This window comes from Granulosicoccus sp. 3-233, from assembly GCF_052681095.1.
In genome coordinates, this window is sequence record NZ_JBQYLE010000011.1 from 19,694 (window position 1) to 38,339 (window position 18,646).

The following is an 18,646-nucleotide window of genomic DNA, read 5'->3' on the forward strand; positions in this document are numbered from 1 at the left end:
GTACCATCAAGGCATGTCGACTCTTCACCTTGACAAGATCCTCAATCCGGCTTCGATCGTTGTCATCGGGGCCAGCGGGCGTGAGGAATCACCGGGCTTCAAGCTGACTCGCAACATCGTCGAGGGCAGTTACAAGGGTACGCTGTACCTGGTCAACCCGCGTTACAAGGAGGTTCTGGGACTTCGTTGCCACCGGTCGGTTGCCGCTCTCGACGCTGTGCCGGACATGGCTCTGATACTGACGCCACCGCGCCTCCTGCGCCGCGCCCTGGTGCAGTGTTCCCGCAAGGGTATCCGGGTGGCCATGGTCATGTCAGGCGTGGAAGACAGCGCTGCCATGCATCGCTATGCCCAGCGCCTGAACATGCGCATCATGGGTCCCTGGTGTGCCGGCCTCATTCGCCCCCCCATCGGACTCAACGCCACCTACAGTCAGAACCGCATCGAGAAAGGCTCTCTGGCGATTCTGACGCAGTCGGCGGCACTGGGTTCTGCGATGCTCGACTGGGCAGAAACCAGCGGTGTGGGTTTCTCCGCCCTGCTCTCCACGGGCGAGGAGACCGACATCTCCCTGTCCGACATGCTGGATCTGCTGGCCGAGGACTGGCAGACCAAGGCCATCATCGTCTATGTCGATCGCGTTCCTCCCAGCCGCAGCTTTCTGAGCGCACTGAGCGCTACTGCGCGGCTCAAGCCTGTCGTGCTGATGCGCTCGGCCCATGAAGGCGTTGCCCATTGCGATGCACTGACTCGCACCGGCGAAGTGTATTCATCCGACAGTACCTTTCAGGCAGCACTCAACCGCGCAGGGGTGGTTCGCATCCGGACCTTTCACAACCTGTTTGCCGCGGCTCGAACGCTCGCGACCGGCATCCGCGTCAAGGGCAAGCGACTGGGAATCGTCAGCAATGCCTCGGCGCCGGCGATGATCGCCGTGGATCGCATGAATCTGAAGCATTTCGAGCTGCCGATCATGGACAAGGCCACGCAGAAGACACTGACCAAGGCTCTCGCAGGCAGTTGCAGTGGTTCCAATCCGGTGGTGCTGCGCAGTCACGAAAGGCTGATCGAGCACTACCGGAAAACCATCGACATCATGCGCGCGATGGACAACATCGATGCCGTACTGGTCTTCTTCGTTCCCGACTGGCGCAATGATCCCAAGGCGGTGGCAGAGGCCATCAAGCAGGCACGGCCCGGCCAGAAACCCTTGCTGGCCTGCTGGATGGGGGATGCCAGTGTGCAGGAGTCCAGAGATCTGCTCGGCAACGCCGGCGTGCCCACTTTCCGCACGCCCGAAGGTGCTGTCGACGGCTTCGACTTCCTGCACCGCTATCTGGTCAGCCAGCAACAACTGCTGCAATTACCGAACCCGGCCTCGCGCAAGACCCGCGCTCTGCTGCCTCCGGCCCGCGGGCTGATCGAGACCGAGGTGGCTGCCGGACAACGCGTGCTGGGTCCCCAGAAAACGCGTGCATTGATGAAGTATCTGGATATACCGGTGTTGCCCGCGGAACGGGCAGAGACACCCGACGAGGCGGTGGCAGCCGCCTCCCGTATCGGTTATCCGGTTGTCATGAAACTGGTCTCGCCCAATATCAGCTACAAGGCTGCCATCGTGCGGACCCAGCTGGACATTCGTGACGAACAGGCCGTGCGCAATGCCTGGGACAAGATCGAATCACGCCTGCGTGAACGCCGACCGGAAGCCGAATTCCGGGGTGTCCTGCTCGAGCCCATGCACGCACCGGAAAATGCCAGGCATCTGGCCATATCGATTTCACGGGATCCGAGTTTCGGCCCGGTCATCTCGATTGGCGTCGGTGGTGATCTGACGGCACTGGTCAATCAGCGGGCCGTGCAGCTGCCACCACTCAACCGCTTTCTGATCGACGAATTGCTCCAGTGCCGTGAAGTACAGACCTACATGGGCTCCTTCAGACACAGCAAGGCCATCAGCACCAGACCCGTCGCTCATGTACTGCGTCAATTGTCCGAGCTGGCCTGCGAACTGCCGGATGTGTTCTCCGTGGACATCAATCCACTGGTGGTCAGCGATTCAGGGGCTTTTGCCATGGACATCCAGGTTGTGCTGGAACGCACCCGGGCCAACAAGCGCTACGCACACCTGGCCATTCATCCGTATCCCTGGCAATGGGTACGCGATGTCAGCCTGAAGAACGACATAAAAGTGCAACTGCGGCCCATCCGACCCGAGGATGCAGAGTCGATACAGTCGCTGGTTCGTGACATGTCACCGGAATCGCGTTACTTCCGCTTCATGCACACCATCAATGAACTCTCACCCTTCATGGCTGCCCAGTTCACCAAACTCGACTACGACCGGCAAATGGCATTCGCCGCCACCGACAAGGACGACAAGGTTGTCGGCGCCTGTCGCTACATGATGAGCAACGATCGCCTGACCGGTGACTTCGGCATTTCCATCAGTGAGGACTGGAAGGGCTGCGGTCTGGCCACCGCGTTGATGAAACTGCTGATGGAACATGCCGCAGCCCAGGGATTGCAGACGCTGCACGGTGATGTCCTGCGATCAAACCGCCCGATGCAACACCTCATGCAGTCCCTGGGGTTCGCCAGCAAGCGAAATCCGGACGACCCGGAAGTCCTGTGGTACGAATACACGCTCAACGATCCTGCTGAAACGCACGCATGAGACCTCGACTGGAATCCCTCTCGCTCACCATCGATGGTCAGACGATTTCGGGCATACGGCAACGTGACCGGACCATCGAGCAGCCGCCACGCCTGCTGTGTCTGCATGGCTGGCTGGACAATGCCAACAGCTTCGTGCCGATGATGCCGTTCCTGCCGGCATTCGATCTGGTCGCCATCGACCTGCCCGGCCACGGCTACAGCGATGCGCTGCCACAGGGTTACGCCATGCACGAACTCTATTATCAGGTGACTCGCGTCATCGAGGCGCTCGGCTGGTCGGACTGCCATGTGGTCGGACACTCACTGGGCGGTGGCATCGCACCAATGCTGGCAGTCGCCAGCCCGGATTCTGTGCAGAGCCTGACCATGATCGAATCGACCGGCCCACTGAGCGAAGCTGCCGAGGAGCTGCCAGCCCGCATGCTCAAGGCCTTGCAGCACAGGAAGGATGCAGCGCGCTTCCAGTCTCGCCTGTTTACAAGCAAGGAGGAAGCGATTGCCGCCCGATTGAAAGCGGCCAGAATGGCGAACTCATCCGCCCGCCTCATCATCGACCGGCAGCTGAGCAGAACCGAGGAGGGTTATCGCTGGCGTTTCGATCCACGCTGGCGCTTCGCCTCGGCTCAGTACCTGACCGAAGCACAGGTGAAGGCGATTCTGGGTGCCATCCAATGCCGGACTCTGACCATTGTGGCCGATGACGGATTTCTGACTCGTCGTGCGGAAACCTCTTCCCGCCTGGATTGCCTGCAACACCATCAGAACATCCGACTACCGGGTCATCACCATCTGCACATGGATACACCGGAACCTGTCGCGGCAGCCATCAACCGCTTCCTGGGCGCAATGCCCGATTTGGGTAGTTGAAGCGCTTTCCGGCACCGTGATAGCCTCGCGAATCCACACAAGGAATACGAGCATGAATCCGACTGTCATCAAGTCCGGCTTACTGGCTTCTGTACTCGCCATCAGTGGTTGCGCCAGTCTGAGCCCGCCCGTGCGTCCGGACTACACCGGAGCCGACCAGGTCAATACGGCTGAAGCCTCCCAACTCGTGGGTGTCTGGCGAATCACCCCGCTCAACCCCTACCCGGATGCCGAGCCTCAGGAGACGACCATCGAATACCTGGCAGATGGCACCGTGGTGGGAGAATCGATTCCCGGGGGAGAGTCGGCCGCCGTGCTCGGTGATGCCCGTTTCACATTCCGCGGCACCTGGTCACTGGAGGGCGACACTGTCGTGCACGAAGACGTTCAGATGTCGACCACCGGCGGCAATGCCATGGCTTCCATGATGACCAGACTGATCGGCAGTCGCCAGGATATCTCGGGCTCCGCCAATATCTACGAACTCACTGCCGATCGCATCGTCATGGTCGGTGATGACGGCAATGCGACGGAATACGTGCGGCAATGAACTTGCCGCACGTAGCCGTCTTCAGACTGGTGTCTGCACCTATTCTTCGAACTCGCTGATCTGTGTCGGTGCGTCCGGAAAGATGATTTCCACTCGGCGATTTTCCTGACGCCCTGCCGCTGTGGCATTACTGGCAACGGGTAACGCTTCCCCGAATCCCTGCGTGGTAATGCGCGAGGCAGAGACGCCTTGCTCGATCAAGGCCTGGCGCACGGCAAAGGCGCGTGATCGAGACAGGTCGAGGTTGTAGTCATCATCGCCCATGCTGTCGGTATGACCTTCTATCACGGCCTGGCGATCCGGAAATTCGCGCATGAAGGAGGCGATCTTGCCGATGTTGCGGGAAGCACCGGGGGCCAGTGTTGCTTCATTGATGTCGAACAGCACATCACCCAGAGTCAGCACCATGCCACGCTCGGTCTTTTCCGCCTGCAGGGCTGCCATCTGTCGCTGCAGCTCGCTCGCTTCCTGTCGCGCCTTCAACAACTCGGCCTCACGCAAATCGAGGGTCAGGCTGCGACGTTCCAGGGCCATGTCCTCCAGTTCGCGATCGGTTTCGTTACTCTTGGCGATCAGCTGAGCGATGCGGACCCGCTGCGTCGTCAGGTAGGAATAATGCTCGACACTGCTTGAGTCTTCATCCTTGCGCCAGCGCGTATCAGCCACATTCAGCGCATCACGCGCCAGATCCAGCTCTTCCGGGGCATGCTTGACCACCGTGACATCTTCTGCGGCCTGCTCGTAGGCCTGGCGAGCCTGTTCGAGTCTGTCGTTCTGTTTGGGAGCACTGCTGCAGGCCACCAGGGCGATGGAAATCAGTGAGGCTGACAGGGCGGGACGCAGGTTTCGGTTGCTGATCATCACTGGACGGCTCCGGTAGAGGTACGAGTCGCTTCATCGCGAATCATCTTGATGTTGTCTTTGGCTTCCTGCAGGGCCAGGCGCGATTTCTCGGCTTCGGCTGTTGCCCGGGCCAGTTCGGCATCGGCTCGGGCCTGCTCGGTCAGGCGCTGTGCACGTGCGTATTTCTTCTTGGCCATCGCGGCATCGGCGGAGGCTTTCTTCTCCCGCGCGATACGCAACTCGATGGGAGCGTATTCGCGCGCACCAGAGGTTTCCGCGCTCTGCAAGGCAGAGTCTGCCAATGCCAGTTCGGATACGGGCTTGGGCGCCTTGCTGCCACAAGCACTCAGGGACGCGGCCACGATAGCCAACGCGCTGAATCGAATGATAGTCTGCTTCATGTTACGTCTCTGTCTGAAAGGCTTGACAGAGGTAACGACCGCAGAGGCCCGGAGGTTAGCCGAGCCGGGTTACCAAAAATATATAATGGGCCTGGCCGGCGACAACTCGATCACAGAATCAACTTCTTTGCAGTGCAGTGAAGAGGTCCTGATGACGAATCAGCCCGCAGGGCCTGCCATCACCATCCTGAACCAGAATCGGTCGCGAACTGCTGGCTGCCAGTTGCAGCAGTTCTCTGATCGGGGTGCCGGGACTGACGCTGTGTGCGACGTGGACATCATGGCTTCCTGCCAGACTCCCGGAAGGCCTTTGCGACGTGCTTGCCGGCTCGCTCGCCATCCGGCTCTGCGGATGGTCGCCGTCGGCTTCTCGTGGCTGCACCGTCACCGTCTCGCCGGACAATACAAGCTGCGGCACGCCGTCACCATTCCAGCGAACAAGGATATCGGACTCGGCATGCCGGAAATCATCGCCATCCTGCTCCAGCGGTTGCATCACTGCCATTGCACTGAGAACCGACAGCGGATTGATGTTGGCCACAAACCGACTGACGTAGTCATTCTCCGGGGAGAACACGATGTCGTCGGCGGTGCCTGTCTGCACGATGCGCCCGCCATCCATGATGCTGATCTGGTTGCCCAGTTTCAGTGCTTCATCCAGGTCATGACTGACGAACAGAATGGTTTTCTTCAATCGACTCTGCAAGGTCAGCAATTCATCCTGCAGATGTTCCCGGATCAACGGGTCCAGAGCCGAAAAGGGCTCATCCATCAGCAGGATGTCGGCATCGGTGGCAAAGGCACGCGCCAGTCCGACACGCTGTTGCATGCCACCGGAGAGCGTGTGAATCGGTTTGTCGGCCCAGGCCTCGAGCCCGACCAGCTCCAGTTGCTGATCCACGCTGCGCTGGATATCCTGGCGCGACTCACCACGAACGGACAGCCCGAAACCGATGTTCTCCCTGACCGTGGCCCAGGGCAACAGAGCGAACTGCTGAAACACCATGGCCAGACTGTTGCGCCGCAGGGTACGCAGGGATTTGCCGGTGCAGGTGGAGACATTGACCACACCGGCGCGAGTCGAGACTTCCAGCGTGCCGCGTGTCACGGTGTTGAGTCCGTTGACGCAACGCAGCAATGACGACTTGCCGGAACCGGACAAGCCCATCAGCACCGAAATGGAGCCTGTCGGCACCTCCAGTGAGGCATTCGCCACCCCCAGAACCGCACCGCTCTGTTCGAGGATCTCCTCGCGAGTCTGACCGGCATCCAGCAGTTGCAGCGCCTGCGCCTGTTGCCGAGCGTTGCCGAACAGCACATCGACATGCTGCATGCTGACTGCAATATCCGTGGCGTGATTCATGATGTCTGGCGTTGTCGACACAGGCGGTCGAGCAGAATGGCCACGATGACGATGGCAAGACCCGCTTCGAAGCCCTTTTCGATATTGACGGTATTGAGCGCTCTGACGACCGGCTTGCCCAGACCATCGGCACCGACCAGGGCCGCGATCACGACCATGGAGAGGGACAACATGATGCACTGGGTCAGCCCCGCTAGTATCGTTGGCATGGCATGGGGCAACTCGATACGCCACAACTGCTGCATGCGAGTACAGCCGAAGGACTCCCCTGCCTCCAGCAGGTTTCTGGGCACCTCCGATATCCCCAGACTGGTCAGTCGCACCGGTGCGGCCAGCGCAAATACCACCGTGGATATGAGACCCGGAACCACACCGAGTCCGAACAGGATCAGGGTGGGTATCAGATAGACGAAGGTCGGGATCGTCTGCATCAGATCCAGCACCGGTCGCAACATGGCGTTCAAGCGTGGGTGATGCGCCGCATGGATGCCCAGTGGCACACCCAGAATCATGCAGAACAGAGTGGCATACAACACCAGCACCAGAGTCTGCACGGTTTCTTCCCACAGACCCAGATTGATGATCAGCAACAGGGACAGCGCCGTGAACAGGGTCAGTCCCTTGCGCCGATGCAGCCACCAGGCCAGTGCCGTGAAAAACGCGATCAGTACCAGAGCCGGCACTGCCAGCAGCAAGTCGGTCGAACCTTCGATGAGCCATTCCAGTGAATCGGAAATCGCATCAAAGAAGCCCGCAGCGTGATCATTGAGAAAATCGACGAAACGGGCAATCAGCTCACCAATCGGTATCTTCGTGTCTGTCAGCCACTCCACGGTTCAGTGAATACCCTTAGTCGGCCAGTGCTGTGCGTGCAGCATCCAGTGCATCGGCACCATCGAATGTGGTCACGCCATCCAGCCAGGCATCGAGTGCTTCAGGGTTGGCAGCCAACCAGGTCCTGGCCGCATCGGCCGGTTCTTCACCATCATCGAGAATGGCAGCCATGACTTCGTTTTCCATGGCCAGGGTGAACGACAGGTTCTGCAGCAGCTGACCGACATTGGCACATTCTTCGGTATAGCCGGCGCGAGTGTTGGTATCGACGGTGGCACCGCCCAGGTTCGGGCCGAAAAAGTCATCGCCACCTTCCAGATAGGTCAGCTCGAAATTGGCGTTCATCGGATGCGGCTCCCAGCCGAGGAAGACGATGGGCTCATCGCGTTTGTTGGCACGGGCGACCTGTGCCAGCATGCCGGGCTCGCTGGACTCCACCACCTTGAAATCCTCGAGACCGAAGGCGTTGCCATCGATCATGTCCTGAATCAGGCGGTTGCCATCATTGCCCGATTCAATGCCATAGATGCTCTCGTCGAGTTCATCGGCATGCGTTGCGATGTCCGCAAAATTGCCGATCCCCAGCGCGGCCGCGGCCGCATTCACCGCCAGCGTGTATTTGGCCCCTTCCAGATTGGTACGTACCACGTCCACCGAACCTTCTTCACGGTACGGTGCCAGATCGGCCTCCATCGTCGGCATCCAGTTACCGAGAAACACATCGATATCGCCGTTCTTCATTGAGGTGTAAGTGACCGGCACACTCAGTACCTGCGTTTCGGTTTCGTAGCCGATAGCCTGCAGGACCGTGGTTGTCAGCGCTGTGGTTGCGGTAATATCGGTCCAGCCGACATCGGAAAATCGTACGGTATTACAGCTGTCGGGCTCGGACGCAATCGCCGAAGTTGCTGCGAAGCTTGCATAGACAACCGCTGCGCCCCAGGGCAAGGCACGGGACTTATTCAGCATTTTCATCACGATCTCCTCCAAAAGTTGCCGCCAGAGCATAAACCAATTGCCCGTAGCGGGTACAATCCTCCAGTGAACAATCAGCCCCGTGTACTCAATTTCGACGATGTCATCGAACTCTGCGGTTCTGTGGCAACGTCCCGTGGTCAGGTATACAAGGCCAGTGGCGCCGTGCAAGAGCTCGAGTGGCTTGCCGAAGGCAGCGTGCTGGCCGGTACCGTCCAGGGCAGCCAGTCCGAGCCCTATCACGCTCGAATCACCATCGCCCCTCACCGATTCGATGGGGAATGCTCCTGCCCGGCACGGTACAACTGCAAGCACGTGGCAGCCACCCTGCTCAGCTGGATAGAAAAACAGACCGCCACCCCGACCCCGGATGATCAGGCTCTGCGAGCCGTCAATCGCTGGCTGCAGAAGCTGGTCGATCAGGGACGCAAGACCGCCCCACTGCACGAGCACCATGAACCGGGCGAACCCCTGCTGTTCTATCAGCTGGACAACACCGCCCTGACGCAGAATCAGAACGGCATCACTCTACAGATTCTGCAAAGTCGCCTGCTCAAGCGCGGCGGCTACGGCAAGGAATCGCCCTATCGCTACAACGGTCACTACTACCACCCCGACTGGGTGCTGCACAGTGATCGAGCCATTCTGGAACTGGCCATTGGCCGACAAAGCGACTTCTCCTATCGCGAACTGACTGTCGAGGGCGACATCGGCCATCTGCTGATGAACAAGCTGATCGACTGCGGCCGCTGCTTCTGGGGAGAGGACCGCGAACACCCGCTGACCCGCAGCTCCACCCGTGTCCTGAGCTTCGACTGGAAGCTGGACGACAAGGAATGCTTCTCGCTGACAACCCGCATCGACGGTGTCGAACAATGGACGCTGGTCCCCACCGACCCGCCCTGGTACCTGGATATCGGCCAATCCACTGCCGGGTTGCTGGAGAATGCCCCGCCGGTGTCTCTGCTGACACAGTTCGTGGAAGCACCGCCCTTGCCCGAAGCCCATGCACAGGCCGTCAGCAACTACCTGGCATCGCGCCTGCCGGACAGCAGCCTGCCATTGCCCAAGCCACCGAACTTTGTCCGCATCAGCGAAGCGCCACTGCCGGTGCTGGTGCTGCAGTCCCGTGATGACAGCCCGGACATTCGTGACTTCTATGCCTCCATCAAGTTCCGCTACGCCGACTACCTGCTGCCTTTCGACGGCATGGAGGCCGACGCGACACTGGAAGGCAAGACACCCGACGGCAAACCGCTGGTACTCAAGCGTGATCTGCCGGCCGAGGTTCGTTTCTCGGTCGATTTCGGCAAGCAGTTTCCGGAGTTCGAATCTGCACAGAACAGCGATGCAGAGTTCTTCTCGCGCGCCGACCGGAAACCACGCGCCCTGGAAGTCCAGCGCATAGCACGCAGCTGGCGGGAACTGCTCGACGAACGTAGCGAACTGAGCAACCGTGGCTGGACGGTACAGATACGAGAGCCTTTCGACCTGAGCTTTCAGGCGGTGACGCAGATCGAGGCAACCGTCAGCGAGACGACGTCCAACTGGTTCGACATGGCCTTGAAGCTGCGTCATGGCGAGCAGCAATTCGATCTGCTGCCACTGGTCATCGACTGGCTGCAGGGTGACTCGCGTGACAGTTCCATCCTGCTGCAGGCCGAAGACGGCCAATGGCTGGAGGTGTCACCGGATCTCTTTGCACCGGTTGCCGAAACCCTGATGGAGTTGTACGACGACCCCACGGGCAAGGAATACCTGCGCATGCCGCGACAGCGCGCCGCCACGCTGGACACTCTGGAGAGTCACTGGAAACAGCAAGGCGTCAGCGTTGCCTGGGACAAGGCCGAACACATCTTCGACCTGGCCGAACGACTGCGCAATTTCCAGGGAATCCAGTCCACGGGTACTCCGAAGAACGTGCATGCCACCCTGCGCCCCTATCAGCTGGATGGCATGGCGTGGCTGGGCTTTCTGGCCGAGTACGGTTTCAATGGCATCCTGGCGGATGACATGGGACTGGGAAAGACCCTGCAGACCCTCGGTCATCTGCAGCAGGAACGTGACATGGGGCGTCTGACGCAACCCACATTGATCGTGGCCCCCACCAGCCTGTTGGGAAACTGGCAACGTGAAGCCGCGAAATTCACCCCCAGGCTGCGGACTCTGATCTGGCACGGCACCGGCCGCAAACTCGATGACCTGGTCGCCAACCCGGTGGAAATCGTCATTACCAGCTATGCGCTGGTGACGCGTGACATCGACCTGCTGTCCGCCCAGAACTTCGGCTGTGTGGTACTCGACGAAGCGCAAGCCATCAAGAACCCGACCGCCAAGGTCACGCAGGCCCTGAAGACACTGACGATCGAACGTCGTATCTGTCTCACCGGTACGCCACTGGAAAACCACCTGGGTGAGCTGTGGTCGCAGTTCGACTTCCTGATGCCCGGCTTTCTGGGTACGCGCAAACACTTCAATCGCTACTTCCGGACGCCCATCGAGAATCACGGCAGCACCGAAAGGCAGCAGCGTCTCAGCGCCCTGATCCGCCCCTTCCTGCTGCGACGACGCAAGGAACAGGTGGCGACCGAACTGCCACCGAAAACCGAAATCATTCGTGAGGTGACACTCGAACCGCGTCAGGCGCGTCTGTACGAAAGCATCCGTGTGAGCATGGAACAGCGGGTTCGCGCCCTGCTGGCCGAACGCGGTCTGGCCCGCAGCCATATCGAAATGCTCGATGCCTTGCTCAAGCTGCGCCAGACCTGCTGTCATCCGGCGCTGGTGAAACTGGACAGTGCCCGTGGCATTCAGGAATCGGCGAAGACCGAGCTACTGATGTCGATGCTCGAAGAGCTGATCGACGAAGGCAAGAAGATCCTGCTGTTCTCACAGTTCACCGAGATGCTGGGGCTCATCGAAGCGGAACTGAGCAAGCGCAATATCCGCTATACCAAGCTCACCGGGCGTACTCGCAAGCGCGATGAAGTCATCGACTCCTTCCAGCACGGCGACGTACCACTGTTTCTGATCAGCCTCAAGGCGGGTGGCACCGGTCTGAACCTGACCGCCGCCGATACCGTCATCCACTATGACCCCTGGTGGAATCCGGCCGTGGAGAATCAGGCCAGTGACCGGGCGCACCGCATCGGCCAGACCAAGCCGGTATTCATCTACAAGCTGGTCGCCAGCAATACGGTCGAAGAGAAGATCATGGCCATGCAGCAGCACAAGAAGCTGCTGGCCGATCAGACCATCAACGACAGCGAAGGCGGCGCTCTGCAGAACCTGACGGCCGAAGACATCATGGATCTGTTTGCAGCCAGCGAAGACTCGGAGCAGTCACTGCAGTAGGCAGACAGTAGATCAGGGGTAGTCCCGGGATCCGCGTTGAAAGAGGTTCGCAGCATTCGATCGACGAACGCAGATCGCTACACGCTCACTTCCCGGCTGCTCTACCGCTGGGCGAGTCGGTGGTATCGCGCACTACCAGATGTGTACTCATGACATACCTCACATCGGACTGTACGTGACTTTCCAGCTTGTCCATCAGCAAGCGATAACTGACACTGCCTGCATCGACCGAACAATTGGATACCGTCGTCAGTGGTGGAATCGTGGCTGCGCCGAGGACATCGTCACAGCCGATGACGCTCATGTCCTGCGGCACTGACAGTTTACGCCCGGCAAGTCCGGCGATGACTCCTTGTGCCACCAGGTCATCAAACGCAATCACAGCCCGTGTGCCCATTGTCAGGATAGCCTCCACACATTCTCGACCTGCCTCGAAGCTGGCAGCCTGGCAGGCAATGGTGCGCATGGACATCTTGTGCCTGGCAGCCCCACGTCGGACTGCACGCTGGCGTTGCGCGTTTGACCAGGAACCGCTTGGACCACTGATATAGGCTACCTGCCGGTGACCGAGCTGAGCCAGATGGGCGACCGCCTCCAGCGTTCCCGCCGCACTATCGATCAAGACACGAGGAATCCTTTCGATATCCCGGTTGACAAGCACCAGCGACTGCCGGGCATGGAGCTCGAGAATCTGTTCATCGGCAAGGCGAGAAGAAACCAGAATCATGCCTTCTACCTGCCCGCTGAGCCGCTCAACCAATTTGAGTTCACGCTCCGCACTCTCGCCCGAGCTGCCGAGAAAGACACAGTAATCCTGTGTCTCGGCAGCCTCCTGAGCAGCGGCAATGATGGGAGGGAAAAACGGATTGGCCACATCCGGCACGATCAGGGCGATGTTGCGATGTCTTCCTGTACTCAAGGCTCGCGCCGCGTGATTGGGAGTGTATCCCAACTGTGCGGCGACCTCTCTCACTCGCAGGATCGTCGGTTCACTGATGCTTTCAGGCCTGCTGAAAACCCGTGACACGGTTGAACGAGACACAGCGGCAGCTTCCGCTACCTGACTGATGGTCGGTCTTGTCCCTCCGCCGTTTCCGGATTTGCCACGTTTGTCTTTCATAATCAGTCCAATTATTCCTGCTCTGGGACACTGGCAACACGACACGAACGCCAGATTCAATGCAACCGGTTGCGTAAAATGCTACAGTCTAGAGACATTGTCATCACGCATGCGCCGGCATGACCGGCAGACAAGGAACTCAGGCATACATGTCAAACCATCAGCCAACACTACCTGAAAGCCTATTGAGCGTCAGGACTTTCCCGACTCGCGAAGCCATGGGAGAAGCCGCGGCAGAGGATGTGGCAAAAACCATCCACCAGATCATGGAGCGCAAGGAGACGGTACGCATGATCTTTGCCAGCGCACCCAGTCAACTGGAAATGCTGACCAGCTTGAGCACTCTCGACATCCCCTGGTCTCGGGTTGAAGCCTTTCACATGGACGAATACATCGGTCTCCCCGTTGAAGCGCCGCAAGGTTTCGGGAACTGGTTACAGAACCACTTCTTCAACGTCGTGGAAGTGGGTAAAACACACCTGCTGGACATGAACGGATCGACCGATCAAACGCAGTACTATGCCAGAGAACTCGAGTCGGCCCCGATCGATATCGTGTGCCTGGGTATCGGTGTCAATGGTCACATTGCCTTCAACGATCCACCGGTAGCCGACTTCAATGACCCCCTGGACATCAAGACGGTGGAACTGGAACCGGCCTGTCGTCAGCAACAGGTCGATGAAGGATGCTTTGCCACGCTGGCAGAAGTACCCACCCATGCAGTCACACTCACGATCCCCCGATTGCTGCGTGCCGAACATCTCTTCTGCATCGTACCCGGTGCGCACAAACGTACCGCTGTTACAGCCACATTGCACGGACCAGTAAGCCCGGACTGCCCCGCCAGTATCCTCAACACCCATGCGAACTGCACTCTGTATCTGGATGCCGAGTCGGCTCCAGCCTGAGTCCGCAGACCTCCGTCAACGATCCGAATCCACACAGCAGGCCGAGAAAATCATGGACAAACCCACTACCCGGATCGATGCTCATTCGCTTTGTCAGCAGTATCTGCAGGATGTCACCGCCCACATGCAACGCATTCTCGACGAAGAGTCGGATGCTCTGGGCCAAGCAGCCAATCTGATTGCCGACCAGATAGCTGCAGACCGGCTGGTACATGTATTCGGCCCCGGGGGCCACTCCAATCTGGCTGCACAGGAGATCTTCTTTCGCGCTGGCGGATTGATGCATGTCAGCGCAATCCTGGATGAGGGCACCCTGTTATCCAATGGCGCATTGCGCTCCATGGCAATGGAACGGACTCCCGGTTACGGACGCATCGTGATACGTGACCAGCAACTGGACAACACCGATCTATTGATACTGGTGAACGCCTATGGCATCAACGCTGCTCTGATAGACGCGGCCCTGGAGAGCAAAGAGCGTGGTGTGACGCTCATTGGAATCAACTCTCATCTACATGCACAAGACACTCGGCCCGAGCATCCGGCACGCCATCCGGAAAAACACAACTTACATGATCTCGTCGATATCGCTGTGGACTGCAAGGTTCCGATTGGCGATGCGCTCGTCCAGATCGGTGATAACCGGGAACGCATAGCGGCCGTCTCGACATTTGCCAACGCTTATGCACTCAACTGTCTGATTATCCATTCGGTTGCCCGCTTAATGGACAGAGGCATCGAACCACCAATCTGGCGCAGCGGAAATGCACCTGGCGGTGACGAAGCCAACGCCCGTTTCATCGATCGCTTCAAACAGCGTGTCAAGTCGCTCTGATAATCAACGCGCCCATGTCGGAATACCACACACAACAACCCGACGGACTGAACCGGCAGCTCCCACCGGATGAACCTCTAATGGTTACCGGCATCGACCCGCACACCGGATCAGGTATCAGTGTATCGATCGACAAGGGTGTCATCACCGAAGTAACGGGCTGCAAAAATCCGGAAAATGCATGGATCAGTGCCGGACTTGTCGATATTCAGGTCAATGGTTTCCAGGGAATCGACCTCAACGACGGGGAGTTGAGCGAGAACAAGCTTCGGCAACTGGCAAATACCCTGCTGCAGATGGGGGTTACCCGCTTTCTTCCAACACTGATTACCGCCAGCCAATCTCGCCTTCTTCAAACACTTCAAGTCATCGGCAACGCTTGCGACAATCACCCTCTGATGGCTGCAACAATTCCGATGATTCATGTGGAAGGCCCCTTCATTTCGCCGGAAGACGGCCCTCGAGGTGCACATCCACTGGAACATGTGAGGGCGCCATCACTACAGGAAGTCGAACAATGGCAAGAAGCCTGCGGTAATCGTGTTGGCCTGATCACGCTTTCGCCACACTGGAATGACAGTAGTGCCTTCATCCAAGCCTTGCACAGGCAAGGCACAAGAGTCGCTTTGGGTCATACCCATGCGTCACACGAGCAGCTGCGCAGTGCTGTCGACGCGGGTGCCAGCCTGTCGACACATCTCGGAAACGGAATAGCCGCCAGACTGCCCAGACACCCCAACCCCCTCTGGACTCAACTGGCCGATGACCGTCTCAAGGCATCGTTCATTGCTGACGGATACCATCTGCCGCGCGAGACACTGATCACCATGCTGCGCGCCAAAAGCCACGGACGCTGCCTGCTGGTCTCCGACACTGCCGCTCTCGGAGGCATGCCAGCAGGGCGCTATTCTGCGGCAATCGGTGGTGAAGTGGAGCTGACAGCCAATGGTCGGCTGAGCGTCGCTGATACCCCATTCCTTGCGGGTGCGGCAAAACCGCTCCCAGATGGTGTGGCGTATTGTGCATCACTGGGAAACCTGTCACTGGGTGAGGCTTTGGACATGGCGAGCGCCCACCCCGGCGAGTACCTGAATCAGCCACAATCATTATCTGTCGGACAGATCGCTGATGTCATCCGGTTCAACTGGCAGCCCGGTGATCCGACCTTGAAAATGACAAAGGTCATCAAGGCTGGCCAACTTATCATACCGTCTGACAAGCAGAAGCAAGTCCGATGTTAGGGGGCGTAGCAGTAATCGACATCACGCCACCCGCCGGCTTGTTGATGAGTGGCTTTGCCGCACGCAGTCGTGGTGCAGTAGCGGCACACGACCGATTGAGCGTCCGGGCTATCGTGCTGGATGACACAGCATTGCTCGTTTGCGATGTCATCGGTCTGCATGAGGACATGAGCGCGCGTATACGTAAACGCGCGTGCTTGCCAGAGGACAATATCGTCATAACAGCCTTGCACACCCATGGCGCACCGGCCTCCATGAAAGGGCGTCTTGGCGAACCCTGTGACCACACCTTTCTGGAGACATTGGAGCAGGCCTGTGTCGATGCCATCCAGCTTGCCCTGGACAATGCACGCTCCTGCACACTGGTCAGCGGCTCTGGCTTGCCCCCCGGTATTGCACGCAACAGACGCGATCCAGACGGCGAAGTAGACGACCAACTACCCACTCTGCAACTGCTGGACCTGCAAGGCATGCCCTTTGCCATGCTGGTTTCCTACGCCTGTCACCCCGTTGTCCTAGGTGCTGACAATCTGCACTACACTGCTGATTATCCACACTATGTACGACAGCATATAGAGGAATTGCTACCCGGCTGCACGGCCGTTTTTGCGCTAGGGGCTGCCGGCGATATCAACTCGGGCCACTCGGCACAGTCCTCCATTTCACTGACGGCTCAGGCAGATCGTACCTTTGAAGAGGCGGAACGCATCGGTGTGCATATCGCCAAATGCGCCCTGCGAGCCGATCTGCAGGATGCGGGAGGCGGTGCTCACATGATAAACGGCGCGACAGCGCTGGATTTCGTACGTCGCGAGACAATGAGCAATGCACAACTGATACGACTCTGGCAAGATAAATTACGCAATGCTGACCCCGCCCGGGCAAATCTGCTACATCACTGGATCCAATGGGCCGAACAGGATCCAAGTGCTCCCTTGACCCCATGGCCTGCCCGAACAAGTCTCGTTTACTGGGGTCGAATATCACTGATCGCACTACCGGGTGAACAGTTTGCCACCGTCGCGATACAGCTGCGCAAGCTGTTGCAGGAGCTCACCGGCAGATCCGAAGTCTCGTTTGTACTTCCTTATGCAGAAGGCAATCCTGGCTACATCTGCCCGGACGATGCGTTCGACCAGGGGGGCTACGAGCCCGATGAGGCCCATCGGTATTACGGCCAACCCGCTTCCTTCGCTCCTGGCTCCGTCGACAGACTGCTGAATACCGTGCGACTGCTCCTCAAAAGCTACCCATCACTTCAACAACCTTGACACGCAACCGGTTGCATGAAAAGCTGAGCTGACAGCATGAGTTTTCATACGCTGACCAACGGCCCCTGAGGAACCAACAATGTCAAAACGAGCAATATCAAGACTTGGTACTACCAGAATTCTCGCCGCATCCAGCGCTCTGTTGCTGACAGCTGGCACCACGCAGGCAGAAGATCTCAAGGTATGGAGTGGCTTCCCTGAAATGGCCCCCTTCTATGAACGTGTGGCAGCCGAACTCATGCAACAGCACCCCGACCTGAACATCACGGTCGAGGCCATACCGCTGAGGGAACATGAAAAGCGTGTCGCGCTGGGTGTCAGCTCCGGCTCGGCTGGCAATGTCATCATTGAACTGGCCAATTCCACCGCCACGCGTTATCTGGAAAATGAACTGTTCAACGAAGCCCCCGCCGAGGTGGCAGACTTTGTCAATGGAGACGGAAACTACAGCGACTTTTTCAGTCAAGGCGCAGCCTATCAGGGCACCGTCTTCGGAGTGCCTCTGTTCAGAGGCCAAGGCGCTCTGTTCTACAACACCGACATGTTTGCCTCGGCAGGGCTCGATGCCCCACCGGCCACTATGGCTGAGTACACCAATTACGCCAACAAGCTGACCCAGCGTGATGCCAACGGCAATCCGGAAGTGTCCGGCTGGAGCCTGCGCCTGTCGGGAGGCGGTCAGGGTATAGCCGAGAAATTCTGGATCAACATGTTTCAGTTCGGCGGCAACCTGGTGGAACCAGTTGGCGAAGGCAAATGGCAATCGGGAGTCAACACTGAAGCCGGTTTGCAGGCCTTCAACCAGTATGTCGAGAACGTTCATGCGCAGAAGAATGTCAGCGTCGAGATGCCTGCCGATGCCGAAGCGTTCGAACGCCAACAGACCGCCATGTTCATTCGCGAATCCTGGGTCATTGGCGATATTGCGAAGAAAGCTCCGGAACTGAACTATGCAACGGCACCATTGCCACGCGGCTCCATCGCTCTGGCAGTCAACCTCTATATCAAGGCCGAGGGTGAGGCCGAAGCCGCCGCCTGGGAATTCACGCAGATGGCCAATGAACCCGAACAGCTCAACTGGATGCTCGAGAACATCGGCTGGCTGCCCAACCGTGCCAATGTCGATTACTCAGCCGTGATCGAAAAATCACCGGCCTTTGCAGCCTTTGTAAACTACCCGGACGATTACGAATTCTTCACTTTGCCAGCCATTGGTCCGGTCGAAGAAGTGTTGTCTCGCGTTGCAGCCGCACTGACCGATGCCTTCGCCGATGAAGGCCTGGCCGGCAACAGCGACGCTCAGAAAGCCATTCTGTCCGAAGTAGACGACGACATCAACAAGATCCTCAAACGGGAAGGATTGCTTGCGGACTAGGGCGCACGACCACTGTCCGGGCTGTCCTGC

Annotated in this window: 15 protein-coding genes; 9 read left to right on the forward strand and 6 right to left on the reverse strand. The window is 58.7% G+C overall.

Annotation, left to right across the window (positions count from 1 at the left end):
- Positions 1-13 precede the first annotated feature (13 nt).
- The 3 genes from ACUNV4_RS23580 to ACUNV4_RS23590 are packed head-to-tail and all read left to right on the forward strand — an operon-like array spanning position 14 to position 4,096.
- Complete coding sequence (locus tag ACUNV4_RS23580; protein ID WP_430881093.1) at positions 14-2,677, forward strand: bifunctional acetate--CoA ligase family protein/GNAT family N-acetyltransferase; 2,664 nt, start codon at positions 14-16, stop codon at positions 2,675-2,677.
- Positions 2,674-3,546 (forward strand): alpha/beta fold hydrolase, encoded by an 873-nt coding sequence (locus tag ACUNV4_RS23585; RefSeq protein ID WP_430881094.1) that lies wholly within the window; start codon positions 2,674-2,676, stop codon positions 3,544-3,546. Before ACUNV4_RS23580 ends, ACUNV4_RS23585 begins: the two co-directional genes overlap by 4 nt.
- A 52-nt stretch (positions 3,547-3,598) precedes the next feature.
- The gene (locus tag ACUNV4_RS23590) at positions 3,599-4,096 is read left to right on the forward strand and encodes a hypothetical protein (RefSeq protein WP_430881095.1); all 498 of its coding nucleotides are present in this window, start codon (positions 3,599-3,601) and stop codon (positions 4,094-4,096) included.
- 39 nt (positions 4,097-4,135) lie between these two features.
- On the opposite strand, the gene ACUNV4_RS23595 is transcribed toward ACUNV4_RS23590, so the two are convergent.
- The 5 genes from ACUNV4_RS23595 to ACUNV4_RS23615 all read right to left on the reverse strand — a co-directional run bounded on the left by ACUNV4_RS23595 (position 4,136) and on the right by ACUNV4_RS23615 (position 8,512).
- Entirely contained in the window at positions 4,136-4,957 is an 822-nt protein-coding gene (locus ACUNV4_RS23595) for an OmpA family protein (protein ID WP_430881096.1), read from the reverse strand.
- Positions 4,957-5,340 carry a DUF4398 domain-containing protein gene (locus ACUNV4_RS23600; protein WP_430881097.1) on the reverse strand — a complete coding sequence of 128 codons (384 nt, stop codon included), beginning with the start codon at positions 5,338-5,340 and terminating at the stop codon, positions 4,957-4,959. The genes ACUNV4_RS23595 and ACUNV4_RS23600 overlap by 1 nt, the downstream gene beginning before the upstream one ends.
- A 118-nt stretch (positions 5,341-5,458) precedes the next feature.
- Complete coding sequence (locus ACUNV4_RS23605; protein WP_430881098.1) at positions 5,459-6,703, reverse strand: quaternary amine ABC transporter ATP-binding protein; 1,245 nt, start codon at positions 6,701-6,703, stop codon at positions 5,459-5,461.
- Positions 6,700-7,536 (reverse strand): choline ABC transporter permease subunit, encoded by an 837-nt coding sequence (gene choW / locus ACUNV4_RS23610; protein ID WP_430881099.1) that lies wholly within the window; start codon positions 7,534-7,536, stop codon positions 6,700-6,702. The genes ACUNV4_RS23605 and choW overlap by 4 nt, the downstream gene beginning before the upstream one ends.
- A 16-nt stretch (positions 7,537-7,552) precedes the next feature.
- Positions 7,553-8,512 carry a choline ABC transporter substrate-binding protein gene (locus tag ACUNV4_RS23615; RefSeq protein WP_430881100.1) on the reverse strand — a complete coding sequence of 320 codons (960 nt, stop codon included), beginning with the start codon at positions 8,510-8,512 and terminating at the stop codon, positions 7,553-7,555.
- A gap of 66 nt (positions 8,513-8,578) precedes the next feature.
- Between ACUNV4_RS23615 and ACUNV4_RS23620 the strand changes: the two genes are divergently transcribed.
- Complete coding sequence (locus ACUNV4_RS23620; protein ID WP_430881101.1) at positions 8,579-11,866, forward strand: DEAD/DEAH box helicase; 3,288 nt, start codon at positions 8,579-8,581, stop codon at positions 11,864-11,866.
- An 85-nt stretch (positions 11,867-11,951) separates the two neighbouring features.
- On the opposite strand, the gene ACUNV4_RS23625 is transcribed toward ACUNV4_RS23620, so the two are convergent.
- The gene (locus ACUNV4_RS23625) at positions 11,952-12,986 is read right to left on the reverse strand and encodes a LacI family DNA-binding transcriptional regulator (RefSeq protein ID WP_430881102.1); all 1,035 of its coding nucleotides are present in this window, start codon (positions 12,984-12,986) and stop codon (positions 11,952-11,954) included.
- Positions 12,987-13,171: 185 nt separating this feature from the next.
- On the opposite strand from ACUNV4_RS23625, the gene ACUNV4_RS23630 reads away from it, so the two are divergent.
- The 5 genes from ACUNV4_RS23630 (at position 13,172) to ACUNV4_RS23650 (ending at position 18,616) form a co-directional block, all read left to right on the forward strand.
- Positions 13,172-13,894, forward strand: coding sequence for a glucosamine-6-phosphate deaminase (locus ACUNV4_RS23630; protein ID WP_430881103.1), 723 nt, complete (start codon positions 13,172-13,174; stop codon positions 13,892-13,894).
- A 52-nt stretch (positions 13,895-13,946) separates the two neighbouring features.
- Positions 13,947-14,729 (forward strand): sugar isomerase domain-containing protein, encoded by a 783-nt coding sequence (locus tag ACUNV4_RS23635; RefSeq protein ID WP_430881104.1) that lies wholly within the window; start codon positions 13,947-13,949, stop codon positions 14,727-14,729.
- Between the two features lie 80 nt (positions 14,730-14,809).
- Positions 14,810-15,970 carry an N-acetylglucosamine-6-phosphate deacetylase gene (locus ACUNV4_RS23640; RefSeq protein WP_430881105.1) on the forward strand — a complete coding sequence of 387 codons (1,161 nt, stop codon included), beginning with the start codon at positions 14,810-14,812 and terminating at the stop codon, positions 15,968-15,970.
- Entirely contained in the window at positions 15,964-17,241 is a 1,278-nt protein-coding gene (locus ACUNV4_RS23645) for a hypothetical protein (RefSeq protein ID WP_430881106.1), read from the forward strand. The genes ACUNV4_RS23640 and ACUNV4_RS23645 overlap by 7 nt, the downstream gene beginning before the upstream one ends.
- Before the next feature lie 79 nt (positions 17,242-17,320).
- The gene (locus tag ACUNV4_RS23650; RefSeq protein ID WP_430881107.1) at positions 17,321-18,616 is read left to right on the forward strand and encodes an extracellular solute-binding protein; all 1,296 of its coding nucleotides are present in this window, start codon (positions 17,321-17,323) and stop codon (positions 18,614-18,616) included.
- Positions 18,617-18,646: the final 30 nt, after the last annotated feature.